At 74.5% G+C, this 16,217-nt stretch carries 12 protein-coding genes and 1 pseudogene; 4 read left to right on the top strand and 9 right to left on the bottom strand.

All coding sequences use genetic code 11. The features are described from left to right. Positions 1-27: 27 nt before the first annotated feature. From IE275_RS02090 to IE275_RS45775, 3 genes and pseudogenes are all read right to left on the bottom strand, one after another. Positions 28-1,563: a VWA domain-containing protein gene (locus tag IE275_RS02090; protein WP_189706792.1), complete on the bottom strand. Its 1,536-nt coding sequence runs from the start codon at positions 1,561-1,563 to the stop codon at positions 28-30. After that, positions 1,560-2,921, bottom strand: coding sequence for a hypothetical protein (locus tag IE275_RS02085; protein ID WP_189707360.1), 1,362 nt, complete (start codon positions 2,919-2,921; stop codon positions 1,560-1,562). Before IE275_RS02085 ends, IE275_RS02090 begins: the two co-directional genes overlap by 4 nt. 72 nt (positions 2,922-2,993) lie before the next feature. Continuing rightward, positions 2,994-3,491, bottom strand: a pseudogene (locus IE275_RS45775) (hypothetical protein); the annotation flags it as partial. A 264-nt stretch (positions 3,492-3,755) separates the two neighbouring features. Between IE275_RS45775 and IE275_RS02080 the strand changes: the two are divergent. Together IE275_RS02080 and IE275_RS02075 are read left to right on the top strand one after the other, a co-directional pair. After that, positions 3,756-6,011 (top strand): ATP-binding protein, encoded by a 2,256-nt coding sequence (locus IE275_RS02080; protein ID WP_189706790.1) that lies wholly within the window; start codon positions 3,756-3,758, stop codon positions 6,009-6,011. 368 nt (positions 6,012-6,379) lie between these two features. Continuing rightward, positions 6,380-7,348, top strand: a complete 969-nt coding sequence (locus tag IE275_RS02075) for an AraC-like ligand-binding domain-containing protein (protein ID WP_189706787.1) — start codon at positions 6,380-6,382, stop codon at positions 7,346-7,348. A 41-nt stretch (positions 7,349-7,389) separates the two neighbouring features. Here IE275_RS02075 and IE275_RS02070 read toward each other — a convergent pair whose 3' ends face one another. The 5 genes from IE275_RS02070 to IE275_RS02050 all read right to left on the bottom strand — a co-directional run bounded on the left by IE275_RS02070 (position 7,390) and on the right by IE275_RS02050 (position 12,001). Next, positions 7,390-7,743 (bottom strand): hypothetical protein, encoded by a 354-nt coding sequence (locus IE275_RS02070; protein WP_189706785.1) that lies wholly within the window; start codon positions 7,741-7,743, stop codon positions 7,390-7,392. A gap of 26 nt (positions 7,744-7,769) precedes the next feature. After that, a complete protein-coding gene (locus IE275_RS02065) occupies positions 7,770-9,470 on the bottom strand; it encodes an immunity 49 family protein (protein WP_189706783.1) in 1,701 nt (566 codons plus the stop codon). Between the two features lie 69 nt (positions 9,471-9,539). Beyond that, positions 9,540-10,148 carry a flavin reductase family protein gene (locus IE275_RS02060; protein ID WP_189706780.1) on the bottom strand — a complete coding sequence of 203 codons (609 nt, stop codon included), beginning with the start codon at positions 10,146-10,148 and terminating at the stop codon, positions 9,540-9,542. 36 nt (positions 10,149-10,184) lie between these two features. Next, positions 10,185-10,625 carry an Lrp/AsnC family transcriptional regulator gene (locus tag IE275_RS02055; protein WP_189706779.1) on the bottom strand — a complete coding sequence of 147 codons (441 nt, stop codon included), beginning with the start codon at positions 10,623-10,625 and terminating at the stop codon, positions 10,185-10,187. A gap of 26 nt (positions 10,626-10,651) precedes the next feature. Beyond that, positions 10,652-12,001, bottom strand: a complete 1,350-nt coding sequence (locus IE275_RS02050; RefSeq protein ID WP_189706777.1) for a transaminase — start codon at positions 11,999-12,001, stop codon at positions 10,652-10,654. A 480-nt stretch (positions 12,002-12,481) separates the two neighbouring features. Between IE275_RS02050 and IE275_RS45770 the strand changes: the two genes are divergently transcribed. Beyond that, positions 12,482-14,551: an NlpC/P60 family protein gene (locus tag IE275_RS45770; RefSeq protein WP_229870049.1), complete on the top strand. Its 2,070-nt coding sequence runs from the start codon at positions 12,482-12,484 to the stop codon at positions 14,549-14,551. A gap of 194 nt (positions 14,552-14,745) precedes the next feature. Next, positions 14,746-15,930, top strand: a complete 1,185-nt coding sequence (locus IE275_RS02040) for a cytochrome P450 (RefSeq protein ID WP_189706775.1) — start codon at positions 14,746-14,748, stop codon at positions 15,928-15,930. Positions 15,931-15,943: 13 nt separating this feature from the next. On the opposite strand, the gene IE275_RS02035 is transcribed toward IE275_RS02040, so the two are convergent. Further along, positions 15,944-16,117, bottom strand: coding sequence for a hypothetical protein (locus IE275_RS02035; protein WP_189706773.1), 174 nt, complete (start codon positions 16,115-16,117; stop codon positions 15,944-15,946). Positions 16,118-16,217: the final 100 nt, after the last annotated feature.

The following is a 16,217-nucleotide window of genomic DNA, read 5'->3' as shown; positions in this document are numbered from 1 at the left end:
GAGGGCCTTTCTCTGAAGAAGGTGGGGTCAGCCGAGGAACGACTTGAGTTCCTGGACGAGCTTGCGGATGTGGCCGGAGATCACCGGGGTGCCCTGGTCCTTGAAACGCTCGCGGAACCACGGGTTGACGCTGCCGCGCCCGGAACTGCTCACCGAGCCGACGGGGATGAACTTCACGCCGGAGCGGTGAAGGGCGGCCATGCTGTCGAACAGGGCCTGGCCGCGCCATTCGTAGAAGTCGGAGATCCACACCACGACGGTGTTGCGCGGCTCGGCGACCTTCGGCTGGGCGAGGGTCATGGCGACCGTGCCGTCGGTGCCGCCGCCGAGGTTGGTGCGCAGCAGTGTCTCGAAGGGGTCGTGCACCCAGGGCGTGAGGTCGAGCGCCTGGGTGTCGTAGGCGATCAGGTGGACGTCGACCTTCGGCAGCCCGGCGAAGATCGACGCCAGGATGGTGCAGTTGACCATGGAGTCGACCATCGAGCCCGACTGGTCCACCACGACGACGAGCCGCTGCGGGGTCGTCTTGCGGGCGGTGTGCCGGTAGTAGAGGCGGTCGACGTAGAGGCGTTCCTCTTCGGGGCTGTAGTTGGTGAGGTTCTTCCAGATGGTGCGGTCGAGGTCGAGGTTGCGGAACACGCGCTTGGGCGGGACCGACCGGTCGACGGCGCCGACCGTGGCCTTCTCCACCTGGGTGCGCAGTACGGCGCCGACCTCGTCGACGAAGCGGCGGATCAGGGACTTGGCGTTGGCGAGGGCGACGCCGGAGAGGTTGTTCTTGTCGCGCAGGAGCTGCTCGACGAGCGACATGCTCGGGGTGAGCCGCGCCGCGAGCTGCGGGTCGGCGAGCACCTCGCGCAGATGCATGCGCTTGACGAGGTCGGCCTCCAGGGCGCCCAGTTCGGGGCCGATCGCCGGGATCAGACGGCTGAGGTCGGGTGTCCCGCCGTTGCCGCCGGTGCCGGTCGGGCTGACGCCGGGGCCGCCCGCGCCACGGCCGCCGCGCAGGTCGCCGGGTGCGCAGCCGAGGGCGCGCTCCAGCCAGCCGGCGTCGGACTGCCAGCGGGAGAGCTGACCGGCGCTGACGGCTCCGCTGCCGGTGGAGAAGACGTTGAGCAGCACCTTGGAGACCAGCGCGGCGCGGCGCACCTCGGCGGCACCGGCGCGGGCGGCCACGCTGTCGGCACCGGCTTCCGCGTCGGCACCGGCTTCCGCCTCGGTATCGGTATCGGTATCGGGGTCAGCATCGGCGTCGGCGTCAGTATCGGCGTCGGTGTCAGCATCGGCTTCGCCGTCCGTGCCGGTGGCAGGGGTGGCCTCGGTCGTGGACACCATCAGCCCGTCGAACTCCGCCGCGAGTTCCGGGTGGCGCTGGACGATCGAGTCGACCGAGACCTTCGGGTCCAGCAGCGCGGCCGGCAGGCCGATGTCCTCGACGACGGCGAGGCCGGCCGACTCCAGGGCGGGCTGCTCCTCGGGGTCGAAGAGACGGGCGAGCAGCCGCCAGTACAGGACCTGCCGGCGGTTGTCGTCGGGCCGGGCCTCCCCGTGGTGTTCGCTCATTTCCGCAGCAGCCTTCCCGCCCGCTCCCGCAGGACGGTGACGGCGTCGGTGGCCGCCTTCTCCGCCCGGACGCCGGCCTTGTCGGTGGTGCCGCCGGCCCACGCGCCCGCGTGGAGGGCGACGCTCTTCCTGCGCACGGTCGCCAGGACGGCGAGCGGCTGGAGCCGGAACCCCCCGTCGTCCCAGCGCAGCAGGGCGATGCAGGCGCCGGAGGCGGCTACGGTCTCGGGGGTGAGCGGACCTGCCTCGGGGATGCGGTCGGTGTCGACCGGGAAGGTCTGTCCGGCGACCGTGAAGGTGAGGGTGTCGCCGTCCTGGTGGGTGTCGTAGCCCTCCAGGAACACCGGCTCGGCGAGCCGTGTGGGGTGGCGGTCCAGCGGGGCGACGGGCGGCGCGACGGCGGTGGACAGGGCGACGCGGGCGGTGGCAAGGGCGTCGGCGGGCTCGCCGGTGCGGGCCTGCGCGTCGTCCCAGATCAGGTCGCCCTCGTCGGTGAGGGGCATCCCGTCGAGGTCCATGGACCGGCCCTCGCCGAGCGCCGCGAGCAGCGAGAGGTGCGGCCGCAGCAGCTGCCAGACGCCGGCCGCGACGACGGTGTCCGGCTTCGGCACGGAGACGCTCGCGCGGACCAGGCGGGGCGGGGTGCCGTCCGCGGGTTCGAACACGGCGTGGACCTGGGCCTGGGCGGCGGTCGCGTGTTCGTGCAGGTCGACGCCGAGCGGCAGCAGCCGGCCGGTGGCGGGGGCGGCGGCGGGCGGCCCGGCGGCGCCGGGGCAGGTGAGCAGCAGGGCGCGGGACCACAGGTCGCCCCAGCGGCGGGCGGGCACACGGTCGAGGGCCGCGCCGGGGCAGGAGGCGGCGAGTTCGGCGGCGAACCCGTCGAGCAGGGTGGCCAGGCGGCGCAGGCCGGGCTGGGGCAGCATCGCTGAGACGATCGGCGCCGCTCCGCCGGCCAGTTCGTGGTCGATGCCCTGCCAGCCGGTGCGGGCGAGCTCGCAGAGCCAGGTCCGGGCCGCGGCCAGCAGGTTGACGCTCTGCCGGTCGCCGGCGGCCGGGGGTGCCTGCGCGCCGCGGGTGCGGCCGGTCGTCTCGTCGGCGCGGGACGTGAGCGCGTCGTGGGCGGCGCCCAGGAGGGCGGTGCGGGCGGCGGCGAGGGCGACGAAGTGGTCCTCGCCCGCGGCACCGGCGGCGGCCTTCTCGACCGCCTCGGCGACCCCGGCGGCCAGCGGGCTGCCGGCGACGGCGCGGGCCAGTTCCACCAGATCGGCGGCGCGGTCGGGACGGGGGCGCAGCAGTCCCGTGACGAGCGTCCGGTCGAAGGCGTCGACCGCCGCGAGGGCCTCGTCGAGCCCGTCCACCGGGGCGGTCTGCCGACCGGCCCCTTCCTCTGGCGTCGCGTGGGTCTGGTTCGGGGGTTCCTCCGGCTCCGCCGCCCGGGTCGGCGGGAACCACTGCATCTCCGGCGACGGGGAGGTGACCGGGCCGAGTTCCAGGTAGGCGAGGTGGCGCAGGAACCTGCTGAAGACGGGCGCGGCGAGCGTCTTGCCGTCCGCCTGCGGCGGGCGGGTGCCGGTCATGGCGGCGGTGAGGGACGCGGCGTCCGCCGCGCCGCCGGCGGGTTCGGCGCGCAGATAGCGGGCGACGCGGTCGGCGCCGTACTGGAGCACCGCCTCGGTGATCAGGGCGCGGATGTGGTTGCAGAACGAGCCGCGGGCGCCGCCGCAGGGGCGGTTGTTGTTGGTACTGCACGCGAAGGCGTAGGTGCCGGACGCGACCGACGAGACGTACACCCGTTCGATGTCCGAGCCGCTGGAGACCACGCCCTGAAGGCGTCCGTCGGCGAGTTCGACGAAGGGGACCTTGGCGAGCTTGCGTGGCCGCGCGGGTGGCACCACCCGGGCCGTGCTCGACTTCTCCCAGTCCGACAACGCACCATCTCCTTTACGGCGCACGGCTGCGCACGCCGAACCGGCGCAGCACAGGGGGGTTGTCGCGGCCGATCGCCGCGACACCACCGAACTTACCGGCGACCACTGACAACGCCGTCCGGCGACCGCCGGGAGCGGTCTCGCCCGGCCCCGGCGGCCCCGTCCGCATCCCGGTCGCTCCCGCCCGGTCCCCCGTCCCCTCTCATAGAATTCGGATGATCATGCCGGGGGCGACGACGGGCATGGCGGGGAGAAAGGGCGGGGTTGAGCGGGGAGCACGGGGCGTTCGGCGCGCTGCTGCGGGAGTTGAGGCTCGCCGCGTCGCAGACCATCGAGGGGCTGGCGGAGACCTCGGGGGTGAGTGTGCGGGGCATCGGGGACCTGGAGCGGGGGCGGCGGGCCGCTCCGCAGCGGCGTACGGTCGCCGCGCTGGCCGACGGTCTGGGCCTGGACGAGACGGCGCGGGAGCGGCTGCTCACGGCCGCGCGGGCCGGGCGCACACCGGGTTACAGCCCGGTGGGGGTACGAGCGTTCCCGCGCGGCATCGACGACTTCGTGGGCCGGGAGCCGGAGTTGGCGCGGCTGGTGGCTCTCGCGGAGCGGGGTTCCACCGGGCAGCCGCTGGTGGTCGCGGTGTCCGGACCGCCGGGGGCGGGCAAGACCACCCTCGCACTGCACGCCGCCCGCAGTCTCGCCGACCGGTTCCCGGACGGGCAGTTGGTACTGGACCTGGGCGGCACGGACGACGAGCCGCCGGGCCCGGCCGAGCTGGTGCTCAGCGTGCTCAGGGCGCTCCAGGTCGCCGACCGCGACCTCGCCAAGGCCGGTCCGCAGGGCCGTCTCCCCCTGTTCAGGCGGCTGCTGGCCGAGCGCCGCTGTCTGCTGGTCCTGGACAACGCGCGCGACGAGGGGCAGGTGCGTCCGCTGCTGCCGGCCGCCGGCGCGGGCATGGTGCTGGTCACGAGCCGGCGCATGCTGACCGGGCTGGACAGTGTGCACCGGCTGCCGCTCGGGGAGCTGAGTCCCGCGGAGGCCGCCGCGTTCCTGACGTCCCTGGTCGGTGCCGACCGGGCGGCGGCGGAACCGGCGGCGCTCGCCGACGTCGCGGACCGCTGCGGGCATCTGCCCCTCGCCCTGCGGGTGGCGGGCAACTGGCTGGCCACCCGCACCGGCTGGACCGTACGCCGGCTCGCCGACCGGCTGGACGCGGAGGACCGGCGGCTGGACGCGCTGGCCGCCGGGGACGTCCGGGTGGCGGCCGCCTTCGACCTGTCGTACCGTCAGCTCACACCCGCGGCGGCCCGGTTGTTCCGTCGGCTCGCGCTGGTGCCGGGCCCGGACACGGGGGCCGCGGCCGCCGCCCGGCTGACCGGCCGGCCGCTGTTCGACGCCGAGGACGCCCTGGAGGAACTCGTCGAGACGGGCCTGCTGGGCACGGACGGGGACCGGTACCGGCTGCACGACCTGCTGCGCCTGTACGCCCGTACCCGGCTGGCGGCCGAGGAGAGTCCCGAGGAGTCCGCGCGGGCCCGTGCGGACCTGTACCGGTGGCTGCTGGAGAACACCGTGGTGGCCGGACGCTGGTTCGAGCCGGACCACGGTGCTCCGCCGCCCTCCTGGCAGGGCACGGTCGATCTGTCGACCGCCGGGAAGGCCCGGGAGTGGCTCCAGGCACAGGGCACCCACTGGCTGGCCGCCCTGCGCGCGGCCGCGGCCGCCGGTGACCACGCGACCGTGGTGGAGGTGGCCGAGGCGCTGCACTGGTTCTCCGACCAGTGGATCTTCTGGGGCCACTGGCCCGAGGTCTTCGGTACGGCGGCCCGCTGCGCGCAGGCGCTGGGCGATCCGGTGCTGGAGGCGACGCACCTCAACTACCACGCCTGGGCGTTGCTCGTGTGCGAGGACCGCCCGCGCGACAGCCTCGTCCGCTCCGCCGAGGCGCTGGCCGTGGCGGAACGGGTCGCCGACGGCGGGCAGCAGGCCTGGGCCCACTTCTATCGCGGCTGGGCGCTGCACCGGCTCGACGACCACGCGCCGGGCGCCGATCACATGCGCCGGGCGGCGCGGCTGTTCGAGGCCGTGGGCGATCTGCACGGCAGTCTCCAGGCCCGGCACGGGCACGCCATGTTCCTGGCGGCGAACGACAGGTCCGAGGAGGCGCGTGCCGCGTTCCGGCACACGCTTGCCTTCCTGGAGCGGGTCAGTGGCCGACTGGCGCCGCACATCGCCGACTTCACCCGGATCGGGCTCCACTCGGGCCTCGGTCGCAGCTACGCGACGTCGCGGCGGTGGCCGGAGGCCGTCGACCAGCTGAGCACGGCCGTGGCGATCTGCCGGGCGAGCGGCAACACCGCGCTGGAGAGCCGGCAGCTGGTGAATCTCGGCGACGCGCTGCTGTCCGCCGGCCGGACGGCCGAGGCCCGTGGCGCCCTGACGCGCTGTGTCTCGCTCGGGCTCGACGCCGACCCGCGGCGCGTCGCCCAGGCCCGCGGCCTCCTCGCCCGCCTCGACGCCGGCTGACCCCGCCCTCCCGTGCCCGTGTCGCCGCGACACGGGGACGGGGTACCGGGGTGGTTCGCCGACGGGCGGGCGAGGTTCCCCGCGCCGTGTCCTCCATCCTGGGTCCCGTCGGCACTCCGCGTCCTGTCTCTCTGCGCACCGCACTGTTCTCTCCGTGCACAGTCATCGGCCCCGCCTGGCCGCCCCGGGGCACCGCCGGTCCCGGCCCTCTGCCCGGATCACCGCCGAACCCACCCCACGGCCCGCGTTTCTGCCTGCTTCCTGCCTGGAGCCCGTCGTGCGCCGCTGCTTGGCTGGGGGCGGGCGGGAAGACCGGGCCGCCACGACCGGGCCCCTCGCCCGTCGCACGGCGGAGAGGAGAGAGCCAGGTGGCCCTGGTGTGTACGACGGCTTCGGTTCCCGACGGGGAGAAACTCGCGTACTGGCGCGACGCGCTGGGCAGGGCGCTGGTGCCGATGGCCGTCACCGCGCGCGGCGACGGCCCGTTCTCGGGCCGCGTCTCCACGGACCGGCTGGGCTGGCTGCGCGTCTCCACGGTCGAGGCCGACGCCCAGCGCACCAGCCGCACCGCCGCGCACATCGCCCGCTCGGCCGCGGACTACGTGGCGGTCGCGGTGCAGACGGCCGGCACGGCGACGCTGCTCCAGGACGGCCGCCGCGCCCTGGTGGGCGAGAGCGATCTCATGGTCTACGACACGGCACGGCCGTACTCGCTGGACTGTCCGCGCCGGTTCTCCGCCCTGGTGGTCCACATGCCCCGGCGGGCGGTGGGGCTGCCCGAGGAGGACCTGCGGCGGGTCACCGGCACCGCGGTCGCCGGCACCGACGGCCTCGGCGCGCTGCTGGCGTCCTTCCTGACCACGCTGACGTCGTCGGTGCCGCCCTGCTCCCCGGCCGTCGCGGCCCGGCTGGCCTCCAGTGCGGTGGATCTGTTCGCCACGCTCGTGAACGAGCGGACCGCGGGCGACGGGCCGCCCGAGGAGGACCCGCACCACCATCTGGTGCCGCGCATCCGGGACCACATCGACCGCCGGCTCGGCGATCCGGAGCTGTCCCCGCAGAGCGTGGCGGCCGCCCACCACATCTCCGTGCGCTATCTGCACCGGCTGTTCGAGGAGGAGGGGGTCACCGTCGGGCGGCTGATCAGGCGCAGACGGCTGGAGGAGTGCGCCCGGGAGCTGTCCCTGCGCGGCCCGTCGGCGCCCACGGTGTCGGCGGTCGCGCAGCGGTGGGGTTTCGCCAACCCGGCTCACTTCAGCCGGGTCTTCCGCACCGCCTACGGGCTCTCCCCCCGCGAGTGGCGTGGCGCCGGCGCACGGCTGCCGCTCGCGGGCTGACCGGGCCGCTCTGCCCGGCTCGGCTCACCGGCGCACGGTGATCAGCCCCGCCGGGCGCGGCCCCGGCCCGCCGTCCACGCGCACAGCAGCACCACCCCGGCGGCCGCGGCCGCTCCCGCGCCGACGCCGTTGCCGTTGCGGGAGCGCCAGGCGAGGACCGAGCCGGTGGAGCAGGCGGACAGCACCGACCGCACGCTCAGCCAGGACCCCACCGACGCGACGGACGTGGCGGAGCCGACCGAGCCCACGGACATCGCGCTGCCCACCGAGCCGACCGAGAGAAAGCTGCCCACGGAGCCGACGGACAGGAACGAGCCGACCGAACCGATCGACAGTGTCGAGTCCTTCGACCAGAGCGAGCCCCAGGAGCCGTCCGCGCTGCCTCGTATCGTCATGATCCGAGGATACGACCGGTTCGGCCTCAGGTGGCGAACTCGCCGTACCACGACCGTTCGACCAGATGCCTCGGCAGGTACGGCGACGTGGTGTCGACGGGGAGGCCGATGTCGTGGGCGAGGCAGGCCATCGCGAGGAGGCCCAGCGGGACCCGGCCGCGCGGGTCGGCGGAGTCCCGGTAGTAGACGGCGTGGTGCGCGAGGGCCTCGGAGAGCGCCTCGGCGAACTGCTCCGGCTGCTGGGTGAGGACGCGGTGGAAGACGGCCACGGGCTGGTAGTCGACGAGGTTGACGAAGTCGGCCGGGGTGCGGGTGGCCACGTGCGGGTGCGAGGACTCCATGGTGGCGGCCAGTCTGGGCACGATGTCGTCGCCCGGAATCCGCCCCAGGTAGCCCTGGAGGGTGTCGATCCAGTGGAAGACGTAGTCGTCCTCGTCGGGGCTCGCCCGGCGCAGTTCCTCCAGCGGTGTCCGGCGCAGTGTCTCCAGCCGCTCGTGCTCGCGGCAGACGAGGGCGAGCCAGCAGGCGTCGAGCCAGGCGCGGGCGTCGGCGTGGGGGGCGGGGCCGGTGGCGGGCAGGGTGTGCACCCGGTCGCCGATCCGGCAGTCGACCGTGCCCTCGCGGGCGAGCGCGGTGGTGAAGAGGGCGCCGCCGATCTGCACGGCGGTGACCCAGGCCTCCCATGTCTCGAGCTTCGCGGCGTCCGGGTCGTCGGCGCAGCGGGTGAGGGCCTCGGCCAGGGCGGTCGCGAGGGCCGGCCGGAACCGGCCCGGGTCCTGTGCGAGCCCTCCGGTCAGCTCCGTCAGGGTGAGCGTCTCGTCTGTGCGGCCCCCGCCGCCGCGCAGACTCCGCATCAGGTCCAGCAGCTCCTGCGGCGGAGCGACGGACAGGGCCCGGGTGTCGTGGTCGAAGGCGGTGAGGCACTCCAGCCTGCCCCGGTGCCACCAGTACAGGCGAGGCGTGAGCGCGCCGGGGCCGTCCTGGTAGGCGCCGAGGGCGTAGGCGCCCAGCTCGTTGACGGCGTCGACGACCGTGCCGTCCACGATGGGGTGGAAGGCCAGCAGGTGCCGGGTCGGTACGGCGACCAGCGCGCCGGCGTCCGGGAGGTCGCGGCCGGTGACCGCGCGGGCCGTCTCCGGCAGGGTCAGCGCCCGGCTCGCCACGAAGTGGGAGTCGCCGTGGACGGAGTGCAGCAGGGCTCCGGACGGGGTGCGGATCTCGCTGTGCTCGAACGGGTCGGCCAGCAGATTGGCGTGCGCCGCGTTCCAGAGCGCGTTCCCGCCGGCCCGCACCACGTCGTCGTCGCCGAGGATCCGCACGGAGTCGGGTGCGTCCAGCGCGAGGGCGGCGACGAGGTCCTCGGCGACCGGGCGGACGTAGCGGAACCGGTGGGCCGCGTCGGCGGGGAGGGCGTCGGCGGGCAGCAGGCGCAGCCGGGTGCGGCTCAGCAGCTGCCCGGCGTCCTCGCCGCCCTGGGAGGCGGACTCCAGGCGGGTGAAGTGCTGCCGGACCAGTGCGGGCCACTCCGCCTCGGGTATGTCACGGCACCAGCGGGCGAGGTTGGCGAGCGGGTGGCGGTGGCCGTCGTGCTCGGCGGTGTCCGTGGTGACGGCCGGCCGTACGCCGTGGCGGGCGGCGAAGTGGTCGGCGACCAGGGCGCGCAGCCGGTCGGCCTCGGACACGGTGAGCGGGGGCAGATGGATGTCGGGTGTGTCTGATCGATTCACATGATCACTCTACGGAGGCGGTGCCGGAGGGTGGTCCACGGGCGCCCGGGGCCGCGGACCACCCGGACGTCAGGCCTTCGGCCAGTCTCGGTAGGGGATGCGGGCCAGGTCGTGGACCTCGCCGACGGTGCCCCACTCGTTGCGGCCCAGCCGGGCGAGGGGCTTGAGCCGTCGGATGTCGGGGAGGCCGTCGACGACGGCGTCCTCGCGTACGGCGGCGTGCACGACCTGGCCGAGAACCAGCGTGGAGTTGCCGATGCCGAGCGTGGAGTGCAGCCGGCATTCCAGGGCCACCGGCGAGGCGGCCACGCGGGGCGGCTTCACCCGCAGGGAGGGTTCCCGCTCGATGCCGACCGCGTCGAACTCGCCCTCGTGCGAGGGAAAGTCGGTGGCGCTGGCGTTGATCGCCTCGAAGAGCGGCTCGGGCGCGAAGTTGACGACGAACTCGCCCGTGGCCTCGACGTTGCGCAGCGAGTCCTTGCGGCCGACGGAGGTGAACTGCACGATCGGCGGGTCGGTGCAGGCGACGGTGAAGAAGGAGTGCGGGGCGAGGTTGGCGGTCGTTCCGTCGGGCGCCAGGGTCGACACCCAGGCGATCGGGCGGGGGACGACGACGGCGGTCAGCAGCCGGTAGAAGGCCCCCGCGCCCAGGAACTCGGGATCGTAGTCAACACGCATGCCGGCCATTCTCCACCCGGATCCGACCGGAGGTGCTCAGCCCACGTCCCACAGGAAGCGGTGGGTGTGGATGGCGAAGTAGGGGAAGGACTGGACGGCGGCGACGCCCTCGGTCTGCCGGACGGTGTCGTTGACGAAGTCGAGGAGGTCCTTGGCGGTGGGGCTGACCACCTCGGCGAACAGGTCGAAGCCGCCGGAGGTGAGCACCGAGTAGACGACCTCGGGGTGGGCGGCGAGCGCGTCGGCGACGGGGCGCGGGTCGCCGGCGGCGGTGATGCCGAGGAGCGCCATGGCCTGGCCGCCCATGGCCATCGGGTCGGTGACGCCGACGACCTGCACGGCGCGGGAGTCCAGCAGTCGCTGGAGGCGCTGGCGGGCGGCGGAGGCGGACAGGCCGACGCGGGGGCCGAGGTCGGCGTACGCGATGCGTCCGTCGGTCTGCAGCTCGCGCAGGATGGCCCGGTCGATCTCGTCCACGGGTGGCTCCTTGTCCGGTCGGGGGCTCAGCCGGCCAGTTCGGCCAGGGCGGCGGCGAACAGCGCGGTGTGGGTGTCGACGTCCTGTTCGGTGGTGTCGGGGCACATCAGGGCCATGTTGTGGAACGGGGTGAGCAGGATGCCCCGGTTGGCCAGGTAGAGGTGGAGGAAGTCCTCCAGCTCGGGGTCCGAGGCGGTGGCCGCCTCGGTGCCGGTGCGGGGTGCGGGGGCGGTGAACCGGTACTCGGTGCGGGCGCCGAGACGGCTGACCGTCCAGGGCAGGGCGTGGGCCTCGATGCCCGCGCGCACACCGGCCTCGAAGCGCTCGGCGAGCCGGCACATGCGGGCGAACGCCTCGTCCGTCAGGACGTGTTCGAGGGTGGCCCGGGTCGCGGCGACCGACAGCGCGTTGCCGGCGAGGGTGCCGCCGACGCCGCCCATGTCGACGAGGTCCAGGTCGTCGCGGCCCAGCAGCCGGTCGGCCAGTTCGGCGGAGAGGCCGTAGGCACCGGCCGGGATGCCGCCGCCGATGGCCTTGCCGATGGTCAGGACGTCCGGCTCCAGGCCCCAGGCACCGGTGCAGCCGCCGGGGCCGGCGGAGAAGGTGTGCGTCTCGTCGTTGATCAGGAGGGTGCCGTGCCGGCGGGTCAGTTCGCGCACGCCCTCCAGGTAGCCGGGCTCGGGCAGCACGATGCCGATGTTGGTGAGGGCGGGTTCCATCAGGACGGCGGCCACGTCGCCGTGGGCCAGCTCCCGCTCCAGGTGGTCCAGGTCGTTGAACTCGGCGACCCGGCTGGTGAGGGTGACGTCGCAGGGGGCGCCGACGTTGCCGGGGCGGGCGGCGCCCCGGCCGTCGGGGCCGGTCACGATCAGGGACTCGTCGACGCTGCCGTGGTAGCAGTAGCTGTTGACCAGGATCTTCGGGCGGCCGGTGACGGCCCGGGCGAGCCGGATCGCCCAGCGGTTGGCGTCGGTCGCGGTCAGCGAGAAGCTCCAGCGGGTCGGCCCGAAGCGCCGGGTCAGCTCGGCTCCGACCCATTCCGCGTCCTGTGTGGGCAGCATCGCGGTGGCGCCGCCGAGGGCGGTGAAGCGGTGCTGTACGGCGTCGGTGACGGCGGCCGGCGAGTGGCCGGCCATGGCTCCGGTGTCGCCGAGGCAGAAGTCGATGTACTCGTGTCCGTCGATGTCCCGGACGCGGGCGCCGTGCGCGGACTCCAGGTACCGGGGGAAGGCTCCGGCCGTCTTGTTCATCCAGGTCATCGGCACCCGGCCGAAGAGGTGTTCGGCCTCGGCGTAGGCGGCGCGGGAGCGGGGATTGGCGCACTCTGCCTCCGCGCTCTCGCGGGCCAGCAGCTGACGCAGTCGGGCACGGTCCATGGCACACCCCGGCTCGGGAGGACGAACGAATGCCACGAAGCTACGCGTGAAAGGGTGGGCACCACAAGAGTCAACGATCGAATCGATCGCCAGGACGCTCGATTCCATTGCCGATGATCGGCGGCAGGGCGGGGACCTGCGGAGACGCGGGGGCGGGGCGTTCAAGGAGAGCCGGAACAAGAGACGAAGGTCACGAATACGTATCGGACATTTAACACTTCAATCTTCACACAGGGCACACAAGTTGGTTAGTTTGGCGCCCTGGCCGCACGACCGACTCCGGCGAACCCCGCCGGGCCGCGCGGCCTCCGCCGAGTCCGTGGCACTCTTGGGTGCGGCCGGATCCGGGACAGCGATCAGCACCCGGGGTGGACGGCTCAACCGCCCGGCAGGGCAAGGAGCTTGAGGCGCACCCGATCCGCGGGGCGCCCGGGGTCCACCGCCCCTCGGCCGGCGGAGCACGGAAGGAGTACGTCTTCCATGGCGACGGAGGTCGGCGAGCCTAGCCGGGCAGAGATCCAGCAGGCCGTCAGCGCGTTGTACGACCGGGCCGAGAGCGACACCGGGAAGTTCAACGCCACTCGCGCCAGGTCGAACGCGGGCCGCAGGGCCACGGGCGGCGGACGGGGGACGGACGACGCCTCCCTGGACTCCGTGGCCCGGCAGTGGTTCGACATGGTCCGAGGCAGCGTCGGCCCCACCCTCGCCGCCACCCTGCCCGCCGACCGCATGCCCGAGCGTCCCGCCCTCGCCGCACGCCCGCCCCGCGACGAACGTCCCGGCGGCGGTGGGGGGATGCGCGAGCTGGAGGCCGGCCGGCGCCTCGAACTGGAGGCCCCCGAGCGGCGCACTCCCGAGCTGCCCGGACGGGGTGCCATCGCCGCCCTGCCCGCCGCCGCTCCCGCGGAGCCGCCCGCCGCCCCGACGCCCACCGCGCCCCGGACGATGCCGCCCCAACTGACCGCCGGGCAGCCCGGGGACACGGCCGAGCAGCAGGCGTTCCGCGCGGAGGCCGCGGCGGCCTGGGCGGGCAGCCCGTCCCCCGCCGGCGCGGACCCGCTGACCGACACCGGTGGCCTCGCCGCGATGACGCAGTCCGCCTTCGTCGCACCGGCTCCGAACTACACGACGCAGGGGGGCGGCATCGCGACGCCCGCCGGCGGCATGGCGGCGCCGGTGGCCGACTACTCGACCCCCGCGGGCGGCATCCAGGCACCGGCAGGCGGCTTCGCCGCCGCGGCCGACCCCCTCACCGCCCCGATGAGCACCTTCACGACACCGACGACCGGCTTCACGGCACCCCCGGCAGGCTTCACCGACCCCGCCGGCGCCCTCATGGCCCCGGGCGCGGTCCTGACGGCACCGGTCGCCGACTACACGACCCCGGCAGGCGGCATCCAGGCACCGGCAGGCGGCTTCGCCGCGGCGGCCGACCCCCTCACCGCCCCGATGAGCACCTTCACGACACCGACGACCGGCTTCACAGCACCCGCGGCAGGCTTCACCGACCCCGCGGGCGCCCTCACGACACCGACGACCGGCTTCACGGCACCCCCGGCAGGCTTCACCGACCCCGCCGGCGCCCTCATGGCCCCGGGCGCGGTCCTGACGGCACCGGTCGCCGACTACACGACCCCGGCAGGCGGTATCCCCGCACCGGCAGGCGGCTTCGCCGCCACGGCCGACCCCCTCACGGCGCCGCTCGGCGAGTACGCGACCCCGCCGGGTGGCTTCCCGGCGCCCGCCGGAGGCTTCGCCGACCCCGCGGGCGCCTTCATGACTCCCCCGGCCGGCTTCGCCGCACCCGCGCCCCAACCGGGCGGCGCCCTGCCCGCGTCCGGGTTCCCGACGTCCGAATTCGGCTTCGCCTCACCCGTGGTGGCAGCCGCCCAGGCCGCCATGACCATGCCTGCCGCCATGCCGGCACCGGCCCCCGCCCCCGGCCCGCCCGGCTCCGAACTCGGCTTCCTGCCCCAGGCGTCCGGCTATCCGGCGTCCCAGCTCGCCGCCACCGCCGCCATGCCGGCGATGCCGGCCCCGGACCTCACGGCCGGCGTCGCGATGCCCGCGACCGGGTTCCCGACCGCCCCGCTCGCCGCCCCCGCGGCGCCCGTCGCCCCGCTCCCCGACCCGGGACTCCCGCCCGCGGCCCCCATGGGCGCCACCGTCGGCACGACCGGCACGGCGTACCTCGGCAAGGCCGACAAGGCGCTCGCGTTCGCGCGCGCGCAGATCGGACGGCCCTGCGTGTGGGGCGCCACGGGCCCGGAGTCGTACGACCCCTCCGGTCTCAACCAGGCCGCCTGGAAGGCCGCCGGGGTGTCCCTTCCGCGCGCCACGCTCGACCAGGCGCGGGACTTCCCCCGTGTCGGTCTCGACGAACTGCGCCCGGGGGACCTGGTCTTCTTCCACGACGACCTCAGCCACACCGGCCTGGTCTCGGGCAGCGGCATGATGATCCACGCCCCGCGCCCGGGCGCGCCCATCCGCGAGGAGCCGATCCTGGCCGCCGGCCAGGACGCGCTGCGCGGCGCGGTACGGCCTTCCTGACACCCCGAGGGACGTCACACCACCGGCGGACCGGACGCCACCGGGCCACAGCGGCCGGCGCCGAAGGTCAGGGCCGGCAGGCGTGACGCCGGCGTGCCCGGACCCGTGGCAGCCGTGTGGCCGAAAGTGGGGCATCGCCGGGGCGGTCCCCGCGGTCACACTGGCGTCCGGTCCGGCGAACGGAGGGTGGTCCGGTGGGGGACGCGCAGGAAACCGTACGGAAGGTCGACCGGGGGCCCGGGCGGTCCGGGTGTCCGGTGAGCCGTGGGGAGGACGGGACGTGGCGGGTGCGCGGGTACGCCGCCGCCCGTGAGGTGCTGCGCAGCACGGAGACCGTGCAGGCGGGGCTGGGGATCGAGACGGTGGAGAAGCTGCCGCCCCGGATCCGGCGCCCCGTGCTGTACCAGGACGGCCCCGGCCACCGGGAGCAGCGCCGGCAGACCGCCCGGTTCTTCACACCCCGGCGGGTGGACGAGCACTACCGCGAGCTGATGACACGCGTCGCGCAGGAGCAGGTCGCGGTACTGCGGCGGGCCGGGCGGGCGCAGCTGTCCGATCTGAGCTTCACCATGGCGATCGAGGTGGTCCGGGACATCATCGGGCTCACGCACAGCCGCCCTGGGCTGAAGCGGCGGCTGGAGCGCTTCTTCCCCGAGGAGTTCGGCCGGCCGGGCCTGACGAGTGCGCACGGCCTGTACTGGCTGGTGCGGCAGAACATGAACTGGCTGCGCATCCACCTCGCCGACGTCCGCCCGGCGATCCGCGCGCACCGCCGCCGGGAACGGGACGACCTGATCTCGCATCTGCTGGCCGACGGCTGCTCGGACGCGGAGATCCTCGGCGAGTGCCTGACCTACGCGGCGGCCGGCATGGTCACCACCCGGGAGTTCATCTCTGTCGCCGCCTGGCATCTGTTCGACGATCCCGCGCTGCGGGAGCGCTACCGTGCGGCGCGGGAGCCGGAGCGGCTCGCGCTGCTCCAGGAGATCCTGCGGCTGGAGCCGGTCGTGGGACGCCTGTCCCGCCGGACCACGGCGCCCGTGGAGATCGGCGGGATCCGTGTCGACGCGGGTGAGCTGATCACCGTCCACGTCGACGAGGTCAACGCCGATCCACAGGTGGTCGGCGATGATCCGCTGCTGCTGCGCCCCGGTCGGGCGCCGGGGCTCGGCCCGGGGGCCGCCGGACTGGCGTTCGGGGACGGCGCCCACCGCTGCCCGGGCGCGGGGGTCGCCGTACTGGAGGCCGATGTCCTGCTCAGCCGGCTCTTCGCGCTGGACGGGCTGCGGGTGACCGGTGTGCCGCGGGTCTCGTTCAAGGACGAGATCGGCGGCTACGAGATCAGGAACCTGACCGTGTCTCTGCCCGCGCGGCGTTGAGCGGGGAGACCGGTCAGCGCATCGCGGTGTCGGGGCGCAGCTGGGCTCGCCTGGCGTTGTTGTAGGCGCGCAGAAGCAGTTTGGAGACCGCGCAGGGCGACTGGTCGAAGTGGCACTGCCGGCAGGTGCGCACGTGCTCCTCGTAGGCGGTGCGGGCGTGGTGCAGGGCTTCCTCGGGAGAGGGCATGGGGGGTCCTCCGAATGGAACGACGACTGGCGGGGGCCTGGCTACTCGCGAGTAGGGACCCATCGGACGGCAGTTGATCATGTTACTTACGGTAGTGGGA

Origin of the sequence: Streptomyces phaeofaciens (assembly GCF_014648915.1) — a bacterium.
Lineage (GTDB): Bacteria > Actinomycetota > Actinomycetes > Streptomycetales > Streptomycetaceae > Streptomyces > Streptomyces phaeofaciens.
This window is presented reverse-complemented; position numbering and strand designations above follow the sequence as displayed.

What these genes read in the sequence shown, in the direction of transcription:
- IE275_RS02090 (WP_189706792.1), bottom strand. Translation starts at nt 1,563, where the DNA reads ATGAGCGAACACCACGGGGAGGCCCGGCCCGACGACAACCGCCGGCAG.
- IE275_RS02070 (WP_189706785.1), bottom strand. Translation starts at nt 7,743, where the DNA reads ATGACGATACGAGGCAGCGCGGACGGCTCCTGGGGCTCGCTCTGGTCG.
- IE275_RS02060 (WP_189706780.1), bottom strand. Translation starts at nt 10,148, where the DNA reads ATGCGTGTTGACTACGATCCCGAGTTCCTGGGCGCGGGGGCCTTCTAC.
- IE275_RS02050 (WP_189706777.1), bottom strand. Translation starts at nt 12,001, where the DNA reads ATGGACCGTGCCCGACTGCGTCAGCTGCTGGCCCGCGAGAGCGCGGAG.
- IE275_RS45770 (WP_229870049.1), top strand. Translation starts at nt 12,482, where the DNA reads ATGGCGACGGAGGTCGGCGAGCCTAGCCGGGCAGAGATCCAGCAGGCC.
- IE275_RS02035 (WP_189706773.1), bottom strand. Translation starts at nt 16,117, where the DNA reads ATGCCCTCTCCCGAGGAAGCCCTGCACCACGCCCGCACCGCCTACGAG.